The following is a 23,781-nucleotide window of genomic DNA, read 5'->3' on the forward strand; positions in this document are numbered from 1 at the left end:
TCCCCAGCATCCATGAGCAGAATCATTGTTTTTAACGCAGATGACTGGGGGCTCTCTGAACCCATTCATGAAGCGATCACACAGCTGCATGAAAAAAATGCGATTGATGCGGCAGGCATCATGATGGGTCAGCGATACACCCAACAAGCCGTGAACTATGCCAGAGCGAATCCCAGCCTGCGGGTGGGGCTGCACCTTTTTGCTTCGGATCGGGACTGTGCACCATGCAGCAGGCCAGCCTGGCCGCGTCTCTGGCCCGAGGACATTTTGATCAACACCACGTTGTTCTTGCCCCATATCCAGGAGATCGCACTCGCAGAAGTGAATGCACAATTGCAAGCCTACAAAGAAACCGGGCTGCCCCTCCATTTCATCAACAGCCATTATCATTTTCATGCAAACCACCAGTTCCTTGAGCTGTTCGCTGAACAACTTGAGCACCAGTTCCCGGATTTCAAGGGATGGTTGAGATTGGGTGAAACCCGTCTTTTCCCCTTCGCCGCGCCTGACCCGGTGATTGCCACGCGCGACTGGTTGGTGGACTTGATGGAGAGCCGCATCTTCAAACAGAATTGGAGCGGATGGCACAATGACACGCTCTGGGGTCTCGACTCCACCTTTGAAAATGACGCATCCACCATTGCCGCCGCCATTGCAAAATTGGGCAGTGGTTTCCACGAATTTTTCTTCCACCCCGGACGCGGAAGAAAGCTCACCGACTCAAGCACTGATCAGACAGCATTGCTTGAGTTGGTCGATCTCGTTCCTCAAATCCAGCGTCGTGTCAGCGCCCTGGTCTTTCCTTGAAATTTCAGTCTTCAGTGTCGTCAACTCAACCAGCCAAACATCATGCCCACTCAGCCAACTCTTGCCGCCAGGGTGCTCTCGCCCATTCGCACCGTCATCCAGCGCATCCTCCCGGAATTCGCTGGGGAACTCCTTGGTTCCCCCGAAATCCGCGAGAAAATCGTTCTCGCGGCTGATGCCACGTTGATCAACGAATTTCCAGCGGCGAGGGCGCTTCCAGGTGAATTGCGGAGGAGAATCATTGCAAGGATTCTGGATTCCATTCTCGGCGAGCCGGACACACGTTCGCTCACCCGGGCCACTCCAACCAAGGCGGCGTTGGAGGCATTGCCATTGTCGAAAGAGGAGCTTGCTCAATTGGAAATATCCGCTCCGGGTAACAGCGTCAGGGGATTTTTAATCGACGGCCACGGCGACAATGAAGATGAAGTGGCCTCCGCAGTGAAAGATCTGCTCGGCGAAAAATGGCAAATCACCCGCCTCGATCCTCATTTGAACTGTTATCGGGCAACCAACCCCAATGTGATATTGTCCGTTCCCGAGGCATGGTCGCTTAGCCATCAATTGGATGAGACGAAAGCCATAGAAAATGCGGAACCTGACATCGAGTGGATTCCGGCCCCTCCGGAGATTGGTGGAGAAACACCGGATTTCCGTTCTACCGTCAGAAGCTCCGCCGGGGCAGATTCCCACCTTTCATGTTCAACTCAAATCTCCTGGCACCTGAACCTCATCAATGCGCCAGCCGCTTGGGCATTCTCGAAGCAATCGGGCAAACCGGCCCATGGCAAGGGCGTTACCATCGGGCAGTTGGACACAGGGATTACCTATCATGCGGAACTTCCAATCAACAACCAACACATCCTGCTCAACAAGGGGCGCAATCTCTATGATCCGCAACATCCTGTCGTCGGCAACAAGCCGCTTGATCCGATGATTCAGGGCAAATTCCTGAATCCCGGACACGGCACCTCCACCATCAGCATTCTGACCGGCCACAAGAAACTCAGTGGCTCCGCGCGAGATGCAAAAATCATTCCTTTCCGGATCAATCCATCCGTGGTGCATTTTGAACCCGTGAGGATTGCAGAAGGCATCCGGCATGCTCATGAAGCAGGGTGTGATGTGATCACCATGAGCATGGGTGGCCCGCCATCCAAGACAAAGTATCTCGACCAAGTCGTGGCACGTGCGGCGGAGGATGGGGTGATCATTTGTTGTGCGGCAGGCAACCAGATTGGATCGAACAATGTGACCCCACTTGTCGTATGGCCTGCGGCTCTTGATCAGGTGATCGCGGTGGCGGGATGCAATTGCCAGGAAGAGATCTGGAGCGGCTCTTCACGCGGCCCGGAGGTCAACATCACGGCACCCGCCCAAAGTATATGGAGGGCTGCTGCGGTCACGGGTTCACTGACTCCTGCCAATCCCCCGCCAGACGGCGTCATTCGTGGGGACGGAACATCATTCGCCACGCCGACCGTGGCTGGACTCGCCGCCTGCTGGCTCGCCCATCACGGCGGGCGCAAAGCATTGACCAAGCACTATGGCGCAGCTAGTTACGTGCCCCAAGCCTTTGCCAAACTGCTTGAGACCGTGGCCTATCGCCGTCCTCCAGGATGGAATACCAAGTTGATGGGGCCCGGTATTCTTGATGCCAAAAAACTCCTTGAGGCACCTCTTCCAGCAAAAGGCGTCTTGGGCTGGAAAAAGAAAAAACATGCTTGGGCCGGTTCCTTCGTGGGCGGCGTGTTTCAGCTGGTTAACTCGCGTGCGTCTGTCCGCAGTGGGCCGCCCTCCCCACGGGCTCGAGCCGGGGCAACTTCCGGGGCTTCACCCGCCGGGCTGCACGGGGAGCTGGCCTACCTGCTCTTTGATCGTCCTGTGCTGGCCAAACTGTTGAACCCTGAATTGGAATTGGAAGCCAGTGATTCCCCAGCGCCCACGACGCGCCGGTCTGGTGCATCAGCTTCCACCCGGACGACCGCAGTCAATGCCCGTGCTCATGAAGAGTGTTTGGAGGATGCCGCATTGCTCCTGCGTTCCTGCGCCTCCCGGCAGCTGACCGATGCCTTGTCCTAATTGCACCATCCGAAAGCCGGGTGCTTTCAGCCATCATAAGGGAAGAAAGCACCCGTCGGTTGCCAGGCTGGCTTTTGGTGGGGCGAGCTGAAGTCAGCATTTGGTTTCGCTAAGGCACCAAAATGGAGGCGGTGGCGGGTAATGCGCCTTCACCCGCATCATTGAAGGCGGTGATGGTGATCTGCACGTTCGCGCCGCTGGGGAGGGCGGTGAGGGTGTATTCGCTTTCAATGACGGCGTTGGCGACCTGCACGGGGGCGGGATCGGTGCCGGAGATCTGTTTGAAGACGCGGTAGCGGGCGGCGCGGCGGGCGTCTTCCCAATCGGCGTAAACCATGCCGGCGCTGCCGGGAGTGAGGACGAGGTCGTCGATGGGGCCGGGTTGTTGTCCGTCGGCGGGGCGGTCGAAACCAAAGGCATACCAGAGCGGATCGTCGGGAGTGAGGAGTTGGGAGAGTTCGGCAAGGAGACCACTCATGCGTTTATAAAGAGTTTTTTGGGCACTGTCCCTTTCCGCCTTGGCGTTGCCCATGGCGGCGAGGCTGGCATTGGCAGCGCTGCGGGCACCAGACAGGGCGGCGATTTGCGCTTGGGCGAGGGCGGCGGTGATGTTGAGCGGGGCATTCTCGTGGGTGGGATTGGCAGTGAAATAATCGCGCAACTGGCCGAGGAGAGGCAGGGGATTATCAGGGATGGCGAGAGAGCCGCTGACGAAACCAGCGGCCTGCCACTGGCTGTTCCACTGGGTGCCGAGGTGGGGTTTGAGGATGTTGACGGCGGTGGTGGCGAAGGCCCGCGCGTTGCGTTCGGCCTGGTTTTTGAGGAGGGTTTTGGCGGGTTTCGCGGATTTGGCGGCGGTAAAGATGCCTTGTTTGCCGGGAACGGGCGGGACGGCCGTGGGATCGCCGATGAGGTTGATGAAGTCGGTGCGAATTTTTGCTTCGGTGTTTTGGGAGAGGCTGATGGCAGCGCCGTGGGTTTGGGCACCGTCGGCGGCATCTTGGGCGAGGGAGACGATGTCGTCGTAGGAATCGGGAATTTCGTTGGAGGCCATGATATTTTGTATTTGTTTTTATGCATGAGATACCCCTTGGGCCTTCCCATGCATGGCCGCATCACCAGACAAAGTGGGCGGTATTGGGGAGGGTTTCGGGGGTTGTTAGGTGGCAGGGAAAGGAATTTTCACGTGCCGGTTTTTGCTTAAGCACTAGGTGGACCAGGATGCAAATGTGCTTGCTGATACCAGACGCGCAGAATTTGACGGCATAGGATTTTATCTTGATAAAGGATTCGATAAATTGTCAGAACCTCTTGAAATATGGACTCTGGGCTGTCGGATGATTGGAGGTCCGATCAATCCAGGATGAAGAAGCCCAACCGGCTCATCCAACGGCGGGTAACGTCGTAAATTGAATTCAAGCTTCCATCCCCGCCGTGGATGGCCTAGACTTTTTCCTAGACACGTTTTTTCCGTCCTTTAACACTACGCCAAGCGCGCATGAGAGGCTACCATTCCGAAACGAATACTTGGGATTCTCCGCCCACGTTGGATGAGATCTTCCAGATTGAGGAGCCTTCAACTCTTGCAGAGGAACTCGGCTACTTCATCCTCTATAAGTTCTCCATCGCCCGTCAGAAGCTCACACCGGCGGAAGACCTGTTCCTAAAGCTTCATCACATGCTTGCGGAGATTTGGGGCCAGGGATTCTTCGACCTTTTCTACCAGCAGTATTCGCTTTCGGACTGCGTCCGGGTCGAACAAGCACTTCGTGAAATGGGCCTTCGAACTTTGGCCGACCTGTTTGTCGAGGCCAAGGCTATCTACTTGCGCCACATGCCCGATCCTTTCTCCCTTGGCAACGCCGGGCCCGACGGTGATCGATTTGACGAGATCGCAAAGCAGTTTACGGCCGCCGGAAGCGAGATTTTCCAGCTTCCCCTTCATCTCGGACCATATGCGCGACAGCATCAACACGAATTCCGACCAATCGCCTAATCATGCGCTGTGGAGTGCTGCGGCTTGCCGCAGCAGTTTCGGAACCGGCCTGCCGGTTTTGATCGAGGCGGGATCGCGACTCGCGCTGCGGCGCAGCAGGCTGCGCTCCCTACAGCTGCGGCGGGCCGCAGCAGTCCAGGACGACTTCGTCGTGGGGGAAGACTTGAATTGAGTTTGTCGGATCGATTAGGCGGTCAGGAAAACTTAGCTGGCTTCGACATGGATGAGGTTTGGGGTGGACTCGGTAGTGGGTTTGGTTTTCTTCACGCCGAGCTTTTCCAGGACGACGTAGAAGATGGGGGTGAGGAACAGGCCGAAGATGGTGACGCCGATCATGCCGGCGAAGACGGCGACGCCCATGGCTTGGCGCATTTCGGCGCCGGCTCCGGAGGCGATCACTAAGGGGAAGACGCCGGCGATGAAGGCGATGCTGGTCATGAGGATGGGACGGAGTCGGAGACGGCTGGCTTCCAGGGCGGATTCGACGATGCCTTTGCCTTCTTCGCGGAGTTTGACGGCGAATTCGACGATGAGGATGGCGTTTTTGGCGGCGAGGCCGATCAAGACGATGAGGCCGATCTGGGTGAAGATGTTGTTGTCGCCATCGGTGAGCCAGACGCCGACCATGGCGGAGAGGAGGGCCATGGGGACGATCAACAGGACGGCGAAGGGAAGGCGGAAGCTTTCGTATTGGGCGGCGAGGACGAGGAAGACCAAGAGGATGCTGATGGGGAAGATGAGCATGCCGGTGTTGCCGACGAGGATCTTTTGATAGGTGAGTTCGGTCCAGTCGAGCACCATGCCTTTGGGGAGGGTTTCGGCGGCGAGTTTTTCCATGATGGCTTCGGCCTCGCCGGAGCTGTAGCCGGGGGCGGGCATGCCGTTAATCTCGGCGGCGCGGTAGCCGTTGTAACGCATGGCGCGGTCGGGTCCGTAGGTTTCGTTGACGCTCATGAGGGAACCGAGGGGGACCATTTCGCCGTTTTGGTTGCGGGTTTTTAAGCGGGTGATGTCGGCGGCTCCGGTGCGGAATTCGGCGTCGGCCTGGGCGATGACTTGATAGGTGCGGCCGAAGCGGTTGAAGTCGTTGACGTAAAGGGAGCCGAGGTTGATTTGCATGGTCTCGAAGATGTTGGCCAAGGGGATGCCTTGTTGTTTGGCTTTGGCTCGGTCGACTTCGGCTTCGAGCTGGGGGTTGTTGACGGTGTAGCTGGTGAAGAGGCCAGCGAGTCCGGGGGTTTGGTTGGCTTTGGCGATGAGGGCCTGGGTGGCGGTGTAGAGTTCGTCGTATCCGAGATCGGCGCGGTCGGAGACGTAGAATTTGAAGCCGCCGGTGGTGCCGAGTCCGTTGACGGGGGGCGGGGTGAAGATGGCGATGAAGGCGTCCTGGACGTCGCCGAATTCGGCTTGCAGTTGTTGGGCGATGGCGGTGCCGGAGAGTTCGGGGGTGTGGCGTTCTTCGAAGGGTTTGAGGGTGGTGAAGGCGATGCCGGAGTTGGGGCTGTTGGTGAAGCCGTTGATGGAGAGGCCGGGGAAGGCGATGACGTCGGCGACGCCGGGGTGTTTCATGGCGATCTCGCTCATGCGGCGGATGACGGCGTCGGTGCGTTCGATGGAGGCACCTTCAGGGAGTTGGGCGAAGGCGATGAGGTATTGTTTGTCCTGGGCGGGGACGAATCCGGCTGGGACGGCGCTGAAGGATTTCCAGGTGAGGAAAAGGAGGCCGCCGTAGACGAGGAGGCCGATGGCGCTGACGCGGATGAGGCGGGCGACGCCGTTGGAGTATTGATGGGAGGCCCATTCGAAGAAGCGGTTGAAGGGTCGGAAGAACCAGCCAAAGGTTTTGTCCATGGCGCGTGAGAGCCAGTCCTTGGGGGCGTGGTGATCTTTGAGAAGGAGGGCGCTGAGGGCGGGGGAGAGGGTGAGGGAGTTGATCGCGGAGATGATGGTGGAGATGGCGATGGTGATGGCGAACTGTTTATAAAATTGTCCGCTGAGGCCGGGGATGAAGGCGGTGGGGATGAAGACGGCGGAGAGGACGAGCGCGGTGGCGACGATGGGGCCGGTGACTTCGCGCATGGCGATTTTGGTGGCTTCGACGGGGGAGTGGCCGAGGGCGATGTTGCGTTCGACGTTTTCGACCACGACGATGGCGTCATCGACGACGATGCCGATGGCGAGGACGAGTCCGAAGAGCGAGAGGGCGTTGATGGAGAAGCCGAGGGCGCTCATGATGGCGAAGGTGCCGATCAATGAGACGGGGACGGCGGCGAGGGGGATGATGGAGGCGCGCCAGGTTTGCAGGAAGATGAGGACGACAAGAACGACGAGGGCGACGGCTTCGAGGAGGGTGTGGACGACGGCTTTGATGGAGTGGCGGACGAAGACGGTGGGATCGTAAGCGAAGGCGTAGTCGAGGCCTTCGGGGAAGTCTTTTTTGAGGACGGCCATGGTTTCGCGGACCTGGCTGGAGAGTTCGAGGGAGTTGGTGCCGGGGAGTTGGAAGACGGGCAGGCCGACGGAGGCTTTGTTGTTGAGGAGGGAACGGAGGGCGTATTCGGAGGCGGCGAGTTCGACGCGGGCGATGTCGCGGAGGAGGACGCGTTCGCCGCGGGTGCCGATTTTGATGACGATGTTTTCGAATTCTTCTTCGGTGATGAGGCGGCCTTTGGTGTTGATGAGGAGTTCGGTTTCGGCGGCGTTGGGATTGGGTTGCTGGCCGACGGAGCCGGCGGCGACCTGCACGTTTTGTTCGCGGATGGCGGCGACGACGTCGGAGGCGGTGAGGTTGCGTGAGGCGACTTTGTTGGGGTCGAGCCAGATGCGCATGGCGTAGTCGCCGGAGCCGAACAGTTGGACCTGGCCGACGCCGGGGAGGCGGGCGAGGACGTCGCGCACTTGCAGGGTGGCGTAGTTGCGGACGAAGACGTCATCATAGCGTCCATCGGGGGAGAAGAGGTGGACAACGAGGGTCATGTCCGGCGAACTTTTGAGGGTGTTGACGCCGATGCGGCGGACTTCTTCTGGGAGTTTAGGTTCGGCCTGGGCGACGCGATTTTGCACCTGGACCTGGGCTTTGTCGGGGTCGGTGCCGAGCTTGAAGGTGATGGTGAGGGTCATCACGCCATCGGTGGTGGCTTGGGAGAACATGTAGAGGGAGTTCTCGACGCCGGTGATGGCTTGTTCGAGGGGGGTGGAGACGGTTTCGGCGATGGTTTTGGGGTTGGCACCGGGGTAGCGGGCGGTGACGACGACGGTGGGGGGGACGACTTCGGGGTATTCGCTGACGGGGAGGAGCCAGAGGGCGATGCCGCCGATGAGCAGGGTGATGATGGAGAGGACGCCAGCGAAGATGGGGCGTTTGATGAAGAAGTCGGAGAAGTTCATGGCGGTGGATGGGAGGGGATGTGGCACAGGCATTTTGCCTGTGGGTGGGACAGGCTTGCAGCCTGTAGGGATGGGCCGGGTGGGGATTTTGGGAAGGGAGGGGACGTGGAGACGTTCGGGACAAGCAAAATGCCTGTCTCACCCACAGGCTGAAAGCCTGTGTCACGTCTTACAGGTTGGAGGCTTGTGTGACGGCGACGGAGTCGATGGTCTCGGGGGTGACGGTCATGCCGGCGCTGACGCGTTGGAGACCGTTGATGATGATGCGGTCGGCGGGGGTGAGGCCGTCGCGGATGATGCGTTTGCCGTTGACGATGGGGCCGAGTTTGACGGTGCGATAAGCGACGGTGTTGGTGTCGTTGACGGTGAGGACGAATTTCTGGCTTTGGTTGGTGCCGATGGCGCGTTCGTTGACGAGGAGTTTGGGTTCGGCGCTGCTGATGGGGAGCATGACGCGGGCGGCGAGGCCGGGGACGAGTTTGCCGTCGGGATTGGGGAAGACCATGCGCAGGACGAGGCTGCCGGTGGCGGGATCGAGGCGGTTGTCGGAGGATTCGATGCGGCCGTGATGGGGGTAGTCGGTTTCGCCGGTGAGCTGCATGGTGACGGGGATGGCGGCTTTGTTGGTGTTGTCTTTGGCGCGGTTGATCTGGTTGAAGGTGAGCAGGGTGGCTTCGTCGACATCGGCGTAGACGTAGACGTCACCGTTGGAGACGATGGTGGTGAGCAGGGTGGCGGAGCCGGGGGCGCCGGAGATCAGGTTGCCGGAGGTGACGTAGGCACGGTTGATGCGGCCGCTGATGGGGGCGCGGACCTGGGTGTGTTCAAGGTCGAGCTGGGCGGTGGCGAGACTGGCTTCGGCGGCGAGGAGTTCGGCGCGGGTTTCGTCGAGAAGCGAGGTGCGGGTTTCGGCTTCTTCGACGGAGATGGCGCGGTTTTTGAGGAGTTCGTTGGAGCGTTGGGCGTCGCGTTCGGCGATGCGGACGCGGACTTTGGCGCGGTTGACGGTGGATTGGGCGAGGTCGAAGGCGGCCTGATACCAGCGGGGGTCGATGGTGAAGAGGAGGTCGCCTTGTTGGACGTCTTGTCCGGGGTGCAGGTTGACGGATTGGATGTGGCCGGAGACGCGGGGGCGGACTTCGACGGTTTCGATGGCATCGACACGACCGAGGAGTTCGCGGTGTTCGACCACGTTTTGTTGTTCGACCTGGGCGACGGTGACCTTGGGGGCGGGAGATGCAGCGGCGGCAGCGGTGGCAGCGGTGGCAGCGGGTTCGCCGTTGCTGGCTCGGGCCTGGAGGATGAGGACGGCGGCGACGAGGAGCGAGAGCACCAGGACGATGCGGAGAGATGTTTTGGTTTTCATGGTGGTGATGGGTGTGCTGCGTCCGCAATTGAAGATTGGGAGCGGATGGTTTGGGACGCGACGCAGCGCATCCCTACCGGATTTTTTTGATTGTGGATCAGGCCAGGCCGCCGTTGACGTTGAGGAGCTCGCCGGTGATCCAGCCGGCGTCGTCGGAGGCGATGAAGGTGACGACTTTGGCGATGTCATCGGGCTGGCCGATGCGGCCGAGCAGGGTGGTGGCGACGACGTTCTTTTCCATGTCCGATCCGATAACGCCGGCGGTGTGGGTGCCTTCGGTTTCAACCATGCCGGGGTTGACGGAATTGACGCGAATCTTCCGGGCTCCGAGTTCTTTGGAGAGGACGGAGGTGATCACGTCCACGGCGGCTTTGGTGCCGGTGTAAACGGCGGTGGTGGCAAATTTGACGCTGGTGATGGTGGAGCCGATGTTGATGACGCTGCCGCCGGTTTCAGGGAAGTGTTTCACGGCTTCCTGAGTGGTGAGCAGCAGGCCGAGCACGTTGACGTCGAACTGGCGATGGAAGTGTTCGGGGGTGATGTCTTCCAAGGGGCCGAACTCGTAGACGCCGGCGTTGTTGACGAGAATGTCGATTTTACCGAAGGCGGCGACGGTTTCCGCGACGAGGCGGGTGATGTCTTCGGGTTTGGCGAGGTCGCCCTGGACGGCGACGGCTTTGCCTCCGGCGGCGGTGATTTCGGCGACGACTTGATCGGCCCCGGTTTTGCTGGAGGCGTAGTTGACGGCGACGGATGCTCCAGCGGCGGCGAGGTGCTTGGCGATGGCGGCTCCAATGCCTTTGGAGGCTCCGGTGACGAGGGCGACTTTGTTGATGAGGTTATCGGTTTTCATGGTGTTAGTTTGGATGAGTTACGGGTGTAGTTGACTGTATAGTAAACAAAAAGCTGCGAAAAAAAGGCGGGAGCCTGCCTAATGAGTGGACTCAAGGCGCTTGGCACCGAGCATGTCCATGGCGGTGTCGGGAAGGGTGCGGAGGAAGTCGAGGTCGTTGTGGATGCGCGCTTGAGTAAGGCTGCCTTCGATGAAAGCGAAGAGGGATTTTGCCTTGAGCGCGGCGTCGCCGGGAGGGAGGGTGCCTTCGGCTTGGGCGTCACGGATGGCGGACTCGTAATACCGGACCTGGCGCTGGAGGAGTTCCTTCACCTTGGTGGCAATGGCTTCATCCTGGGTGCTGACTTCGGAACCGAGGGAGAAACAGGGGCAGCCGAGTATTTGACCGTGTTCTTTCTGGATCTCCACCTGGGAATCGTAGACGGATTGAAGGGCGGCGCGGATGCGCTCAAGGGGAGGGTTGGAGGCAGAGAACAGATTGTCCAACTTGGTTTTGCCGCTTTGCTGCCAGTCTTCCTCAAGGGCGGCCACGGCGAGGGTGGACTTCGAGTCGAAGAAATAATAGAAGCTGCCTTTTTTGACGCCGGCCTTTTCGCAGATGTTGTCGATGGTGACGACGCCGTAGCTGCGTTCCCAGATAAGATCCAGCGCCGCCTTTAAAAGGCGTTCTTTTGCGTCGCTGGTGCGTCCCATGAATGGACTTATAGTTTACTAGTTGGTAAACTACAAGCGGAAATTACAATTTTCTTGAGGTCGTGATTTCGAGCAACGAAACCGGAAGTTGCGTGCGTCGATGGATTCCTTCAAGGTGGTGATATGCAGAATTTTGTGGAACAACTTCGGAATGGGCAGGACTTGGATGCCGGGCAGGTGCATGAGGCGACGGGATTTTTGCTGGACCCCGAGGCAGCGTCGGAGGACAAGGCCGCGTTTTTGAAGGCGCTGGCGGTGAAGGGGGAGACGGCGGGGGAGATCTCGGCTTTTGTTAAGGAATTTTTGCAGCATGCGGTGGTGCCGGGGATTGATCCGAAGTCATTGGACGGTCCGATGCTGGATGTGGTGGGCACGGGTGGGGACAAGCTGAATCTGTTTAATGTGTCGAGCACGGCGATGTTCATCCTGGCGGCGGGCGGGGTGTGTATTGTGAAGCATGGGAATCGCGGCATCACCAGCAAGAGCGGGGGCGCGGATGTGCTGGAGGCGTTGGGGGTGAAGATTGATCTGCCTCCGGCGGAACTGGCGCGGTGCGTGCGCGAGGTGGGACTGGGTTTTGTGTTTGCGCCGTCGTATCATCCGGCATTCAAGAGTGTGGTGGCGGCGAGAAAGATTTTGGCGGGGGAAGGGCAGCGCAGCATTTTTAATTTGCTGGGTCCGTTGTTGAATCCGGCGCGTCCGCCGTATCAGCTCTTGGGGGTTTTTGATGAGCGCTTGGTGCCGATGTTTGCGGAGATCTTGAAGGATTTGGGAAGGGAGTCGGCCTGGGTGGTGCATGGCACGACGGCGGATGGTCGGGGCATGGATGAACTTAGCACGCTGGGAAAAAACAAGGTGGCGAAGTATTCAGCGGCGGGGATCGAGTTGACGGAACTGGACCCGCTGGCGGAAGGATTTGCTGAGGCGAAGATCGAGGATCTGGTGGGTGGCGGCGCGGTGGAGAATGCGACGATTCTTGAGGATATTCTGGCGGGTCGTTTACGCGGTCCGAAGCGCGAGATCGCGGTGCTCAACGCGGCGGCGGGTTTTGTGATTGTGGGCAAGGCAACGACGTTGCAGGAGGGCAAGGCACTGGCGGAAGAACTGATCGGGCGCGGGGCGGCGCATGCAAAATTGCAGGCGGTGCAGCAGTGGATTTGATAAGGGGTGTGCGAACGCGATGGCTGGATCAAACCCGTAGCCGATGAAAGGCGCGGGTGATCCAGGATCGACCGTTCCAATTGGAAACGGCGGCCTGGATTTTCGCCAAGGATTTTTCGGATTTTTGGAGATTCTTGACGCTGTCCTTTAGCTGGGTTTGGAGCTTCTTGATGTCCTGTTCTCTGGATGCCAGTTGGCTGCGCAGTTGAAAAAATTCATCGCGGAGCTCGGCGATGGAGGATGAGATCAGGGCGGCGGCGGCGAGTTGGGGTTCGTTGAGGGCGACCCGAGCTGCTCCATTCAAAAGATGTGACCTGGCGTAGGCGTGATTGATGGCATTGCTGGTCTGTGTTTGATCGGCTGCTTGAGGACGCAAATGGTAGTAGGCGAGCGATTGAGGGACGACGAGGAAGTCGGCGCGCAAGAGGCAGCGGCGGCTGAAATCCCAGTCCTCGGCGACATCAAGGGATTCATCGTAGCCGTCCAACTCCTGCCATAGCGATTTTTCGTAGAGGAAGGAATGGATGGCCAGCCTGTTGTTCCCAAGGTGCTCGCTGAGCAGGAGACGGGTGAACCCGGGGGTGGCGAGGACTCGATGGGTCTCAACAATTTCGCCATCGGGCAGGATGTTTTCGTAGATGTAGGTGTGCTGACAGGCGGAACCGCGTGGTGACGGCTGGAGCTTGGCAAGCAGGCCGCAAGCAAGTTTTTCCAGGCATTCAGAATGCCAGGTGTCGTCGTCGTCCAGAACGATGAGCCACTGTCCCTTGGCGGTGCTGGCTCCTGCATTCAGCATGGCACCTAGCTTGGCGGTGGGCTGTGCTTCGAGTATTTGAAGGGGCAGATGTCGGCTGGGGTTACCTTCTTCAACGATGACGGGCGCATATTGAAGGGCTTCCCCATGGGCGACCACGATGAGTTCGATGTTCGGGTAACTTTGCTGGCGCACCGAGTTGACGGCACGACGCATCATCTGCGGTCGGTTGTGGGAGCGCATGATGACCGAGATCAAGGGCAATTCAAATTCAGCAGAGGGGTCCCAGGGGACGAACTTTCGTTGTGGATCGGAGGGATGGAGCCAGTGGCCAAGGGCTTGTGGATTGCGACGAAGAAAGAGTTGTCGACCGTGTATCTCACGATCAGTAGAATTTTGCCGCAGGTAGGTTTCATCCAGGGCGATGGAGGGGTTGAAGTGAGGGTGTGCGTGGACGAATTGAAGGTCTCTCGCGTCCACGACGACGCCATCCCGGTAGGCGCGCAGGCTGAACTCGTCATCGGAATAGATGCCCTGATAACCTTCATGCAGAATGGCTCCTTGCTGAAGGTAGCGGGCGCGGGTGCAGATGCCCAAACAGAGGATGTCGTCACGCCGATGTCCGTCGCTGACCCGCAGCACTTTTGGTTGAGACAGATCACCAAGCCGCTTGATGATTTCCTGGTCCCATCCGGGTCGAGCTTGCCAGTCATCCGACAGCAGGATGAGGATCGAGCCCCGGGATTTGGCGGCGGCGAGATTCCAGGCAGCCACACAACCGGCATTGGTTTGATTTACGACGCAGTGGTAGAAATTAGAAAGCTGTTCAGTTGATGAAACGTCATCAGCATCAAGTGCAAAGAGGTGCTCCACCTGTTCGGGCGATTTAGCTGCTTCAAGCCAGGATTTCCGGGTGGCGGCGGCAAGTTCAGGCCGACCTCGCGTGGCATGCAGAAGTGAGATGGTCGGAGTCGATGAGGTGGAAAGCATTAAATGGAAAATAGAGAACGGAGGGTTCTAGCGGGTGACAAGCTAATGCATGAGTGCCCAAAGATTCAAGCACAGTTAAAATTACCAGGTCAGAAGGGCTATCTTGCCGTTGCCTTGGCAAGAAACGCTTTTGTTTGAAAAGTTCACGGGTTTGGTCGAAAGACGCGGCCGCACCATGCTTTCAATTCTCATTGCCACCTTGCCACAACGCGAGTCATTGTTCCTTCGATTGATCGAGGACTTAAGAAGACAAAGTGATCATCGTCCTGTGGAGGTGTTGGTGGAGGACAGTGTGGAACTCAGCATCGGTGAGAAGCGCAATCAATTGATGGGAGCAGCAAGTGGAGACTATCTTTGTTTCATTGATGATGACGACCGGATCTGTGAAAACTATATCGATTTGTTGCTTGAGGCTATGGAGGCGGAACCGGACTGCTGCTCGTTGAATGGCATCATTACTTTTGACGGAGAGGATCCGAAGCTATTTAAGCACTCGATCGACTATCTTGGGATTTACGAGGAAGAGGGTGTTTATTATCGTCCGCCCAACCATCTCAATTGCATTCGCACGGAGATCGCAAGAAGGTTTAAGTTCCCCGGTTTGAATTTTGGTGAGGATGCAGATTTCTGCATGCAAATGCTAAACGCTGGCGCTTTGCAGGTGGAATACAAAATTGAGCCGGTTCTCTACTATTATGACTATGTGTCGAGTAAGTAAGGCCGCTGCAGGAGTTATCCCAGGCCCTCAACTTTCCAGCCTTCACGGTAGGGACGGATGAGGTTGGCGTTGATGGTGTCGTGATTGGTCTGTTGAGTTTTGGCGTCCCAGGTGACCCACTCATTTGGGGCATGTTCGGCGAGGGTGCCGACGAGGACAACTTCGGTAAGGTTGGCGGCGTGTTTGAAGTGGGAGGTGGCAGGACGGTTGTTGATGATGGCGTCGACCCAGTCGTGATAGTGGTCCTGTTTGGGGAAGTTGCGCGGATACTTCTCGTTGGGGAAGTTCTCTTCGGGAAGGACGAAGGGACGCTGGTTGTAGGGTTTGAAGATGCTGCCTTTGTCGCCGATCCACAGTCCGCCTTGAAGCGGGAATTTGGTGAGGGCTTTGGGCATGGGGATTTTGCTGGCGTCGGGATGATGTTCGCCGTCGAGCCAGGTGAGCTTGAGGGTGTCGCCAGCGGTAAAGGAGGTTCCGGCGAATTCGAATTCGACTTCGCGGGCTTTGGACCAGAGGCCGGTGCCGGTTTCGCCGGTGTGGGTTTGTTTGACTCGGAGGGCGGGGGAGAGCTGGAGGGCATCGACGGTGGCGTCGAAGTGATGGCACCCCATGTCGCCGAGTTCGCCGACGCCGTAGTCGCGCCAGGCACGCCAGTGTTGGGGGTGATAAGCTCCGTTGAGAAAAGGGACGGAGTCGCGCACGCCGAGCCACTTGTCCCAATCAAGGGTGTCGGGTGGGGTGTCGCCCTGAGGCGTGAGGGTGGTGTTTGTTGGCCACCAGCTGAGGGGTTTGTTTTCCCAGAGGATGATTTCTTTGATTTTGCCGATGGCTCCGGTTTGCAGAAGCTGGACCATCATGCGGCTTTCGATGCTGCTGCGGCCTTGATTGCCCATTTGGGTGATGACCCCGGCTTTTTCGGCCTCGGCAACGATGACGCGACACTCATGGACGGTGGGGGCCATGGGTTTTTGCAGGTAGATGTGCTTTTTCGCGCGAATGGCGAGCACGCACGGGGTGGCGTGCATGTGGTCGGGGGTGGCGATGGTAATGGCGTCGAATTTGCTGGAATGATCGGCAAGGAGTTCGCGCCAGTCGAGGTGCTGCGAGGCGTCGGGATAGGTCGCGGCGGTTTTTTGGAGCAGGTTTTTGTCGACATCACAAAGGGCGACGATCTTGGCTTTGGGGTGCGAAGCGATGGAACTGATGGTGCCTTTGCCCATGCCGCCGACGCCGATGCAGGCAATGTTGATCTGGGAGTTGGGGGCGGCAACGCTGGTGATGGCGGGGAATCCGATGCTGGCGGTGGCAGTGCTGGCAGCAGCGTGCTTGAGGAAACGGCGGCGATTCATGGAAAAGCCTTACGAGGTGAAGGATGGTGGACTTGCAGCACTTTGGGGTGGAGGATTGGAAGCGTGACGGCTAAAGTGGCGTTTACGACCGATTGATCTTTGAATGAGCCTTGCCAATCCACATTTGATTCTCGTGCATGGTGACGGCGTTGCCGCCGATGCGCTTTCGGCGGCGGCCGGGGTGGCGTTTGCGCAGTGGCAGTTCAGTTCGGTGGGGAGTTTGGAGGAGGCGGTGGGGCAGAGGCCGAGTCCGGCGGAGTTGCTGGTGATGGTGGACCCGGGGGATGAGGAGTGGCGTGCGGCGCGGGAGGTGGCTTTGGCGGATGGATTGCCGAGATGGAACGTGGTGGCGCTGAGTCATGGAGCGGGTGTGGCGCTGCATCCAGAGATGATCCCGCAGGCGGAGTGGCATCCGGCGACGCTGGCAAGGTATCTGCGACATGCGCTGACGGAGTTGGATTTGCGTCGGCGTTGTTTGCGACATGAGGGGGACATGCACACGATCGCGCGCAGAATTCGTCATGATTTGAATGCGCCGTTGAATGGCATCCTGAGCATGACGGAGTTGATTCAGGACATTGCTTCGTCGGGTGGCACGGAGGTGGCAGAACTGACGCCGTCGATTTTTGAGGCGATCGATCGAATGGTGGCGTTGATTGATCGGGTGAGTGCAGTGGCGAAGGCGAGCAGCATGCCGCATGAACGGGAGTCGGTGCCGATGGAGGAGCCGTTGTGGGCGGCTTTGCAGAAGATGGAGTTTCAGATGTTGAAGTGTCAGGCGAAGGTGGAGTCGACAGAGGGTTTGCCGGGTGTGCACGGATCGCGCGACTGGTTGCAAATGATCTGGCAGACGCTGATTTCAAACGCCTTGAAGCACGGTGGCAAGCCGCCGTTGGTGCGTATTGGCTGGGGTGATGGGGGCGATGGCTGGAAGTTCTGGGTGGAGGACAATGGCGGCGGGGTGCGAGAAGGGAGTCGCGATGGTTTGTTCAAGCCGTTCCATCTTTTGCATCAGGAAAACCGGGCCTATGGTTTGGGATTGTCCTTGGTGCAGAGGCTGGTGGATTTGCAGGGCGGGTATTGTGGATTCGAGGAATTGGAATCGGGATCGCGCTTCTTCTTTGTGTTGCCGAAGGACCTGCTGGCAAACACCAAGACAAATTAGGTTGGCTTTTTTTGTGGTTTTGTTGATGGTTGCTGACTTCGATGGATCGCTCACTTCATCCGACTGAATCAACTTACCGGGCCAGCATTTTGCTGGTGGATGAAAATGAGGCGTCGCGGGTGGCGATGGTGGAGTTATTGCAGCCCTATTTTTTCGTGAGTGCGGTCGTGAGCACCCAGGCGGGGTTGAGTGCGCTGGATCGTGGATTGCCCGACATGGTGCTGTGCGATGAGCACAATGGACCCGCGTTGTTGAAAAGCATTCGGGGCAATCCGAAGTGGGAAACGTTGCTGGTGCTGCTGCTGACAAAGTCGGGGGCAGGATCAGGGGCGGAAGAGGTGGAGTTGTTGCCTCGGCGGGTGGAGCTTTTGGCGGATGATTATCTGCCGATGCCTTGTCCGGCGCATCATTTGCTGGCGAGGGTGCAAACGCATTTGAAGAGCCGTTTGAGGAATCGGGAGATGGAGGAGCGGTTGCGGGAGAACGAGGCGATTTTGCAGAGTTTGATGATGTCGGCCACGGACTGCCTGATGATGGTGGATTTGGGCGGGGAGGTGTTGTGGATCAGCGAGAGCGGGCGTCGCAGCATGGAGATGCAGGAGGAGGTTTCGTCGGCGTGGAGGCGTCGATCATGGATGGAATTTTGGAGCGATCCGGTAACCCAGCAGGAGGCGGCGAAGGCGATGGAGGTGGCGCGGAGGAGAGGGACGGGCAGGTTCCGTGGGCATTGTCCAACGGCCGAGGGAAATTCGCGTTGGTGGGAGGTGACGGTGACGCCGATTTTGAACGCAACAGGGCAGCCGGGGAGCCTGCTTTGTGTGATGCATGATGTGACGGAGATGATGCGTGCGGAGCAGTCGTTGCGGGAGAGTGAGTCGCGCTGGCGGGAGTTGACGCATGCGATTCCGCATCTGGTGTGGAGCTGCACGCCGGATGCGTGGACGGATTTTCTGAATGGTCAGTGGGAGGTTTACAGTGGTATTCCGGCGGAGGAAAATTTGGGGGATGCGTGGCAGACTTTGGTCCATCCTGAAGACATTGATCCGTTGAAGGAAAAGTGGAGTCGGGTGGCCGAGGTGGGGCCGAGCTTCAGTTCGGAGATGCGGATTTTGCGAAGGGATGGAGAGTATCGTTGGTTCAAAGTGAACGCGTTGCCGGAGCGCGATGTGGAGGGGCGGATCGTGAAGTGGTATGGATCGAATACGGAGATCGAAGATTTAAAGCGGGCCGAAGCGGCGCTGCGGGAGAACGAGGCGCGGTTGGCGGCGATTTTTCAACAGGCCGGGGCGGGGATTGTGCAGATGGATGCAGAGGGAAGGTATCTGATGGTGAACGATGCCTATTGTGAAATCACAGGGAGAGATCGTGGGGAGTTGATGCGTCTGACCTATAGGGACACGACGCACCCGGAGGATTTTGAGGTGTCGCTGCCGCCGTTCAATGCCTTGTTTGAAGGCGGGCCGCCGTTTGTGATCGAGAAGCGATATCTGCGTCCGGACGGGAGTCATGTTTGGGCAAGGAAGAGCCTGGTGGGGATGAAGGATGAGGGCGGGAATGTGGTGGCGGCACTGGCGATTGTGCATGATATTTCGGAGAGTCGCGAGGCGGAGAACGAGTTGCTGGATCGTGAGGCGCAATTGAGTTTGGTGACCAATCATGCGCCAGTGTTGCTGGCGCAGCTGGATGCGAATTTGCGCTACAAGTTTGTGAACCGGCATTATGCGGCTCGCTATGAGGTGACCCCGGAAGCGATGGTGGGAAAGGCGCTGCATGAGGTGATTGGGTTTGATGCGCTGCACGTGGCGATGCCGTTTATCCATCGGGTGCTCGCCGGTGAGCGGGTGGAGTATGAGCTGAACATTCCGTATTCAAAACTGGGCAATCGCTGGACGCATGTGGTGTATGTGCCGGACTTCAATACGGAGGGAAAGGTGGTGAGTTTTTTGGTGGTGCTCACGGATATGACGGCGCGCAAGCAGTCGGAGCGCGAGCTGGAGCAGGCGCGCGATGAAGCATTGGCGGCGTCGCGGGCGAAGGACGATTTTCTGGCGAGGCTTTCGCATGAGTTGCGCACGCCATTGAACCCGGCGTTGCTGGTGGCGAGCGAGGCGGCGAGCAATCCCCTGCTGCCCAAAGAAATTCGCTCGGATTTTGAAACGATCCGCAAGCATGTGGATCTGGAGGCGCGATTGATCGATGATTTGCTCGATCTGACAAGCATCACGCGCAACAAGCTGACATTGGAGTCGCGACCGGTGCACATTCAGTCGGTGCTGGAGGACGCGATCAAAACGGTGCAGGCGGATGCGAGTCAGAAGCGTCTGCGTTTTGATCTTCGGCTCAATGAGCCGAGGGTGGTGGTGAATGGCGATGCGGTGAGGCTTCAGCAGATCGTGTGGAATGTGCTGAAAAATGCCATCAAGTTCTCTGCGGAAGGAACGACCATCCAGGTGGCGACGAGAGTGGTGGACGGTCGGCATGTCATGGAGATCCGGGACGATGGCATCGGCATGGTGCCGGAGGAACTGGAGAGGATTTTCCATGCATTTGCGCAGGGCCAGCATGCGGAGAAGTCGGCGGTGCACCGGTTTGGCGGACTGGGGCTGGGATTGACGATTTCGCGGATGTTGGTGGAATTGCACAACGGCGAAATCCGCGCGGAAAGCGGTGGCCGCGGTGAGGGATCGGCGTTTTTCATTGAGCTGCCGGTCGCAGAGTTACGGGATCGGGATCAGAATCAGGCAGAGTCGACGGCAAGGGTGGAGACGACGCGGGTGGATGTCGGAGTTGCGCCACGGCATTTGCGCATTTTGCTGGTGGAAGATCATGAGCCGACTCGTGAAGCGATGGCCTCATTGTTAAAGCGGCGTCAGCATCAGGTGGTGGCCGTGGGAAGCGTGGCGGAGGGATTGAAGGTGGCGGAGACGAACATCTTTGATTTATTGATATCGGACATCGGGCTGCCGGATGGGAGCGGGTATGACTTGATGGAGGCCTTGCATGGGTCCTGCGGTATTCCGGGAATCGCCCTCACAGGCTATGGCATGGAGCAGGACGTGGAGCGCAGTCGTGAAGTGGGATTTGCCACACATTTGACCAAGCCCGTGCGGGTGCAGGTGCTGGAGGAGGCGATTGTGCGTTCGTTGTCGCGATAGAAGGAGAAAGGAAAGTAGAAGGCTCGTCCCGAGCCTTGGGTTGGGATGAAAGGCCCGGGACGGACCTTCTACTTTGCTTCTACGTTGATAAAAAAACGGGGTCGACCGGTGTAAGCCGGATTCTGTCTCTGTTGCCAGATGGCAGTCATTTCTCTGTGACCGGCCTTGCGACCGGCTCTCCTGCCGAGGCAGGATGCGACTAATACCCGAGGTCATCCCTCCGCTTGCGCGGAGTTGCGGCCAGGGCGGGCCGTTTCCTCTGTTATGTCTTGCACCGCGTGGGGTTTGTCCTGCCTCCTTCTTTACAGTTGGAGCGGTGAGCTCTTACCTCGCCTTTTCACCCTGGCCAGCATGATTGCTCACGCTGGTGGTATGTTTTCTGTGACACTTTCCGTGACCGAAGGCTTGCGACTTCAGCCCTCGCGTTTTCACGCGACATGCTGCCCTGTGGTGTCCGGACTTTCCTCTTCGGATGATCTCGCGACCTCCCAAAGCGACCACCCCCGGCCGACCCCGAACCATCTTAACGGCGAATTCCCAAATTTGAACGCAAAATGTTGGAATTCGCTCCAATGGAATCGGAAAATTAAAAAATTCAAAATTCCCAATTCAATGCTAGCATCACCTCATGTCCATCCAGACCTATAACTGGGGAAATACCCGTCGCTCGTCCTTTCAAGTGGAGCGCTGGACGTGGAGCATGCGCGGCTGGCTGTTCGTCGCCCTTTTGCTTGCCGTTCTTCTGCACTGGTGGCTGTTCCAGATTTTTGACAGCTACTCGCTCAACAAAGCTGCCACCCAGATCATGGCTGATCCCCGGCCGGAACGGATCGCGGTCAACCCGGAGGTGCTGCAGGACAAGCCCGCCCAGCCAGTCATTCCTGACATCATCGCGCCTTCCGAGGCTCCTCCTGAACCCGAAACCAAGGCCGATTTTCAGGACATTGTCGACATGCTTCCCGATGACCGCGCGCTCGATTTGACGCCTGACGTCAGCAAGGTCACCAATTTTATCGCGCCGGACAGCGTTCCCAACGCCACCGAACCGGCCCAATCTCCTTCGCTCGCCGCGATTGCTGACACGCTCACCGGAACCAACGACATCGCCAGTGCTGCAGAGGCCATCAAAAGCTCGGCGCTCAACAAAGCCGTTTCCGAAAAGCAGCTCATCCTTCCCGGTCGTGAACTCGACAAGGAACTGGAGGGCATTGATGGCAAGCTGCTCGACCGCCTCAACAAAGACAGCATGGCCGGTAACGCCGCCGCCGCGAAGGTCCAGGGCTTCAGCAACCTTGATGAGCTCATCAACCGTGGCAACAGGCTCAACGCCAGCACCGATCCGATCCTCATGCCCACCGATTTGCTGTTTCCCTATGGCAGCGCCGAGCTGGCCGACAATGCCCGCCTCAGCCTGATGAAGCTTGGTCTGCTTATTCAGCGCAATCCGAACAACCGATTCATCATCGAAGGCCACACCGACACGTTTGGCACCGACGAGTTCAACTTCGAACTCAGCCAGCGCCGGGCGAATGCGGTGGTCAGCTGGCTCATTTCCTCCCTCCGACTCAGCACCGATCGTGTTCAGGCCGTGGGCATGGGCAAAACTCGCACGCTTGTCGGTGGCGCGACCCCTGAACAGCAGGCCCTCAACCGCCGCGTGGAAATTAAAGTCCGTCCTTTGCGTTAAACCCTCTCATGGCGGCCAAAAAAGCGACCAAGGCGAAGGCAAAAAGTCAACGCCTCCACATCCTCCAGTCCACCTTGTTCCGCTGGCTCATTTTCGGCCAGTTGCTCGCGTTGTTTCTCATCGCGTATGTGAAGATGGGCAGTCTGCTCATTTCACAGACCAATCACACCGACAAAAACATGTTTGGTGGCGACCAGATGCACAACATGCGTCTGGCCACCCAGGCCAAGGCAGATCTCGATCCCGATTTCACCCAGGGTTTCACGCCTGCCTTGAAGAACTTTTTCCCCCATCGCACCGATGGCGTCGTGCAACCTCTCTGGCCATGGGTGGCGGCGTGGCTGGTTGAACCGGGTCATCAAATCACTGAAGAGGTGATGGTCTCCAAACAAGGCCGGCCTGAGGACTACTCGCTCTTCAACAAAGGCCGCTGGTTCAATGTCTTCGTAACCGCGACTTTCCTCGTTTTCCTCGGCATCGCGGCCTGCAAAAAGCTCTCTCTGCCCGCTGCCTGCAACCTCATTTTGCTTGGTGGTTTCGGCGCCTTGTTGCCCCGCGCCGCCTACTTCCAGCCGGAACCCCTTTATTTCATCTTTTTCTTCCTCACCTGGGTCGCGTGCATCAGCGCTTTGAAGAACAATTCTTTGTGGATCTATGCGGTCATCGGCGTGGTCAGCGGACTTGCCTACATGACGAAAAGTTCCATCCAGCCGCTGCTCGCCGGGTTTGTGATTGCCAGCTCTCTTCGTTGCGTGTGGGAGATCTTCAGCACCCGCAGTCAGGACCTTCAGATGTCCGGCACGCACCGCTGGCACTGGCGCAATCATGTTGTCGGACTGGTGATGCTCGGCGTCGCGCATTTCATGACCATCGGACCACGGCTCACCACTTCTTATGAGCAGTTTGGCGACATGTTTCACTCTTATCCCGCCTACTGGATGTGGATGGACGACTTCGAAGAGAAGGGATTTCAGTGGATGGTTGATCATCCCAATGCCGAAGCTCTTGCCGCCATTCCGGCCGATCAGAAACCCTCTGCGGGTAATTACGTGCGCACGCACACGCCGGAGCAAATCCAGCAGCGACTCCTCAGCGGCACCCAGGCCAAGGTCACCGAATTCCTGCTGCCCGCCCAGACCGAGCGGAACAAGAAAATCGAAAAACAAAAACCCTGGCGCGGCATCTTTGAAGCACGCGGTTGGTATCTCGTGGCGCTCAGCGGCATCCTGTTGGTGACTCTCTTGATTCTGCCCTGGAGCGCTCCCAAAGCCCAGCACGCCGGACATCTCATCTTTAAACCCGGTATCAGTGTGATCGTCTTTTTCGTGGTCGGATCACTGGTCGGCTACACCTTGCTGTTTGGCTGGTATCATCCCATTGGGCGTGGCGACCGTTTCATGATGTCGCTGTATCTTCCGCTGGTCTTCACCCTCATCTGGGGAGCCGATTCCATCGTCAAACGCATTCAACAAAGGCAGGGTTCACGCTGGATTTTGCACGCCTATCAGACGGCCCACTGGCTCCTCTTTGCCGCGCTCTGCTGGCGGCTTCTTGAAGTTTTTCGCATGCCGTTTTTTTACAATCGTTAGTTGCGCGTCCGCGCCCCGCTTTTCAAGCC

16 protein-coding genes and 1 other RNA gene are annotated in these 23,781 nt (G+C 58.2%); 9 read left to right on the plus strand and 8 right to left on the minus strand.

Annotation, left to right across the window (positions count from 1 at the left end; translation table 11 throughout):
* Positions 1-12: 12 nt before the first annotated feature.
* Both FEM03_RS18250 and FEM03_RS18255 read left to right on the plus strand, forming a co-directional pair.
* Positions 13-807, plus strand: coding sequence for a ChbG/HpnK family deacetylase (locus tag FEM03_RS18250; protein WP_138087731.1), 795 nt, complete (start codon positions 13-15; stop codon positions 805-807).
* Between the two features lie 318 nt (positions 808-1,125).
* Positions 1,126-2,889 (plus strand): S8 family peptidase, encoded by a 1,764-nt coding sequence (locus FEM03_RS18255; protein WP_206171073.1) that lies wholly within the window; start codon positions 1,126-1,128, stop codon positions 2,887-2,889.
* Positions 2,890-2,998: 109 nt separating this feature from the next.
* Here the strand turns inward: FEM03_RS18255 and FEM03_RS18260 are convergent, their stop codons facing one another.
* Positions 2,999-3,943, minus strand: coding sequence for a fibronectin type III domain-containing protein (locus tag FEM03_RS18260; RefSeq protein WP_138087733.1), 945 nt, complete (start codon positions 3,941-3,943; stop codon positions 2,999-3,001).
* A gap of 492 nt (positions 3,944-4,435) precedes the next feature.
* Here FEM03_RS18260 and FEM03_RS18265 point away from each other — a divergent pair, with 492 nt between their 5' ends.
* Entirely contained in the window at positions 4,436-4,885 is a 450-nt protein-coding gene (locus tag FEM03_RS18265) for a DMP19 family protein (protein WP_138087734.1), read from the plus strand.
* A gap of 204 nt (positions 4,886-5,089) precedes the next feature.
* Here FEM03_RS18265 and FEM03_RS18270 read toward each other — a convergent pair whose 3' ends face one another.
* The 4 genes from FEM03_RS18270 to FEM03_RS18285 all read right to left on the minus strand — a co-directional run bounded on the left by FEM03_RS18270 (position 5,090) and on the right by FEM03_RS18285 (position 11,184).
* Positions 5,090-8,272 (minus strand): efflux RND transporter permease subunit, encoded by a 3,183-nt coding sequence (locus tag FEM03_RS18270; protein WP_138087735.1) that lies wholly within the window; start codon positions 8,270-8,272, stop codon positions 5,090-5,092.
* Between the two features lie 169 nt (positions 8,273-8,441).
* On the minus strand, positions 8,442-9,638 hold the full coding sequence (locus FEM03_RS18275; RefSeq protein WP_138087736.1) for an efflux RND transporter periplasmic adaptor subunit: 1,197 nt from the start codon (positions 9,636-9,638) through the stop codon (positions 8,442-8,444).
* A 97-nt stretch (positions 9,639-9,735) separates the two neighbouring features.
* Positions 9,736-10,491 carry a glucose 1-dehydrogenase gene (locus FEM03_RS18280; RefSeq protein ID WP_138087737.1) on the minus strand — a complete coding sequence of 252 codons (756 nt, stop codon included), beginning with the start codon at positions 10,489-10,491 and terminating at the stop codon, positions 9,736-9,738.
* A gap of 78 nt (positions 10,492-10,569) precedes the next feature.
* A complete protein-coding gene (locus FEM03_RS18285; RefSeq protein ID WP_138087738.1) occupies positions 10,570-11,184 on the minus strand; it encodes a TetR/AcrR family transcriptional regulator in 615 nt (204 codons plus the stop codon).
* Between the two features lie 123 nt (positions 11,185-11,307).
* On the opposite strand from FEM03_RS18285, the gene trpD reads away from it, so the two are divergent.
* Entirely contained in the window at positions 11,308-12,345 is a 1,038-nt protein-coding gene (gene trpD / locus FEM03_RS18290; RefSeq protein WP_138087739.1) for an anthranilate phosphoribosyltransferase, read from the plus strand.
* Between the two features lie 28 nt (positions 12,346-12,373).
* Here the strand turns inward: trpD and FEM03_RS18295 are convergent, their stop codons facing one another.
* The gene (locus tag FEM03_RS18295; protein WP_138087740.1) at positions 12,374-14,089 is read right to left on the minus strand and encodes a glycosyltransferase family 2 protein; all 1,716 of its coding nucleotides are present in this window, start codon (positions 14,087-14,089) and stop codon (positions 12,374-12,376) included.
* Between the two features lie 103 nt (positions 14,090-14,192).
* On the opposite strand from FEM03_RS18295, the gene FEM03_RS18300 reads away from it, so the two are divergent.
* Entirely contained in the window at positions 14,193-14,807 is a 615-nt protein-coding gene (locus tag FEM03_RS18300; RefSeq protein ID WP_138087741.1) for a glycosyltransferase family 2 protein, read from the plus strand.
* Between the two features lie 14 nt (positions 14,808-14,821).
* Here the strand turns inward: FEM03_RS18300 and FEM03_RS18305 are convergent, their stop codons facing one another.
* Positions 14,822-16,156 carry a Gfo/Idh/MocA family protein gene (locus tag FEM03_RS18305; RefSeq protein WP_138087742.1) on the minus strand — a complete coding sequence of 445 codons (1,335 nt, stop codon included), beginning with the start codon at positions 16,154-16,156 and terminating at the stop codon, positions 14,822-14,824.
* Positions 16,157-16,259: 103 nt separating this feature from the next.
* On the opposite strand from FEM03_RS18305, the gene FEM03_RS18310 reads away from it, so the two are divergent.
* A complete protein-coding gene (locus tag FEM03_RS18310; RefSeq protein ID WP_138087743.1) occupies positions 16,260-17,321 on the plus strand; it encodes a sensor histidine kinase in 1,062 nt (353 codons plus the stop codon).
* A gap of 41 nt (positions 17,322-17,362) precedes the next feature.
* On the plus strand, positions 17,363-20,476 hold the full coding sequence (locus FEM03_RS18315; protein ID WP_138087744.1) for a PAS domain S-box protein: 3,114 nt from the start codon (positions 17,363-17,365) through the stop codon (positions 20,474-20,476).
* Positions 20,477-20,571: 95 nt separating this feature from the next.
* Here FEM03_RS18315 and rnpB read toward each other — a convergent pair.
* An RNA gene (rnpB, locus tag FEM03_RS18320) (RNase P RNA component class A) lies at positions 20,572-20,989 on the minus strand.
* Between the two features lie 115 nt (positions 20,990-21,104).
* On the opposite strand from rnpB, the gene FEM03_RS18325 reads away from it, so the two are divergent.
* Positions 21,105-22,163, plus strand: a complete 1,059-nt coding sequence (locus FEM03_RS18325) for an OmpA family protein (RefSeq protein ID WP_138087745.1) — start codon at positions 21,105-21,107, stop codon at positions 22,161-22,163.
* A gap of 8 nt (positions 22,164-22,171) precedes the next feature.
* Positions 22,172-23,752: a hypothetical protein gene (locus FEM03_RS18330; protein WP_138087746.1), complete on the plus strand. Its 1,581-nt coding sequence runs from the start codon at positions 22,172-22,174 to the stop codon at positions 23,750-23,752.
* Positions 23,753-23,781: the final 29 nt, after the last annotated feature.

Origin of the sequence: Phragmitibacter flavus (assembly GCF_005780165.1) — a bacterium.
Lineage (GTDB): Bacteria > Verrucomicrobiota > Verrucomicrobiia > Verrucomicrobiales > Verrucomicrobiaceae > Phragmitibacter > Phragmitibacter flavus.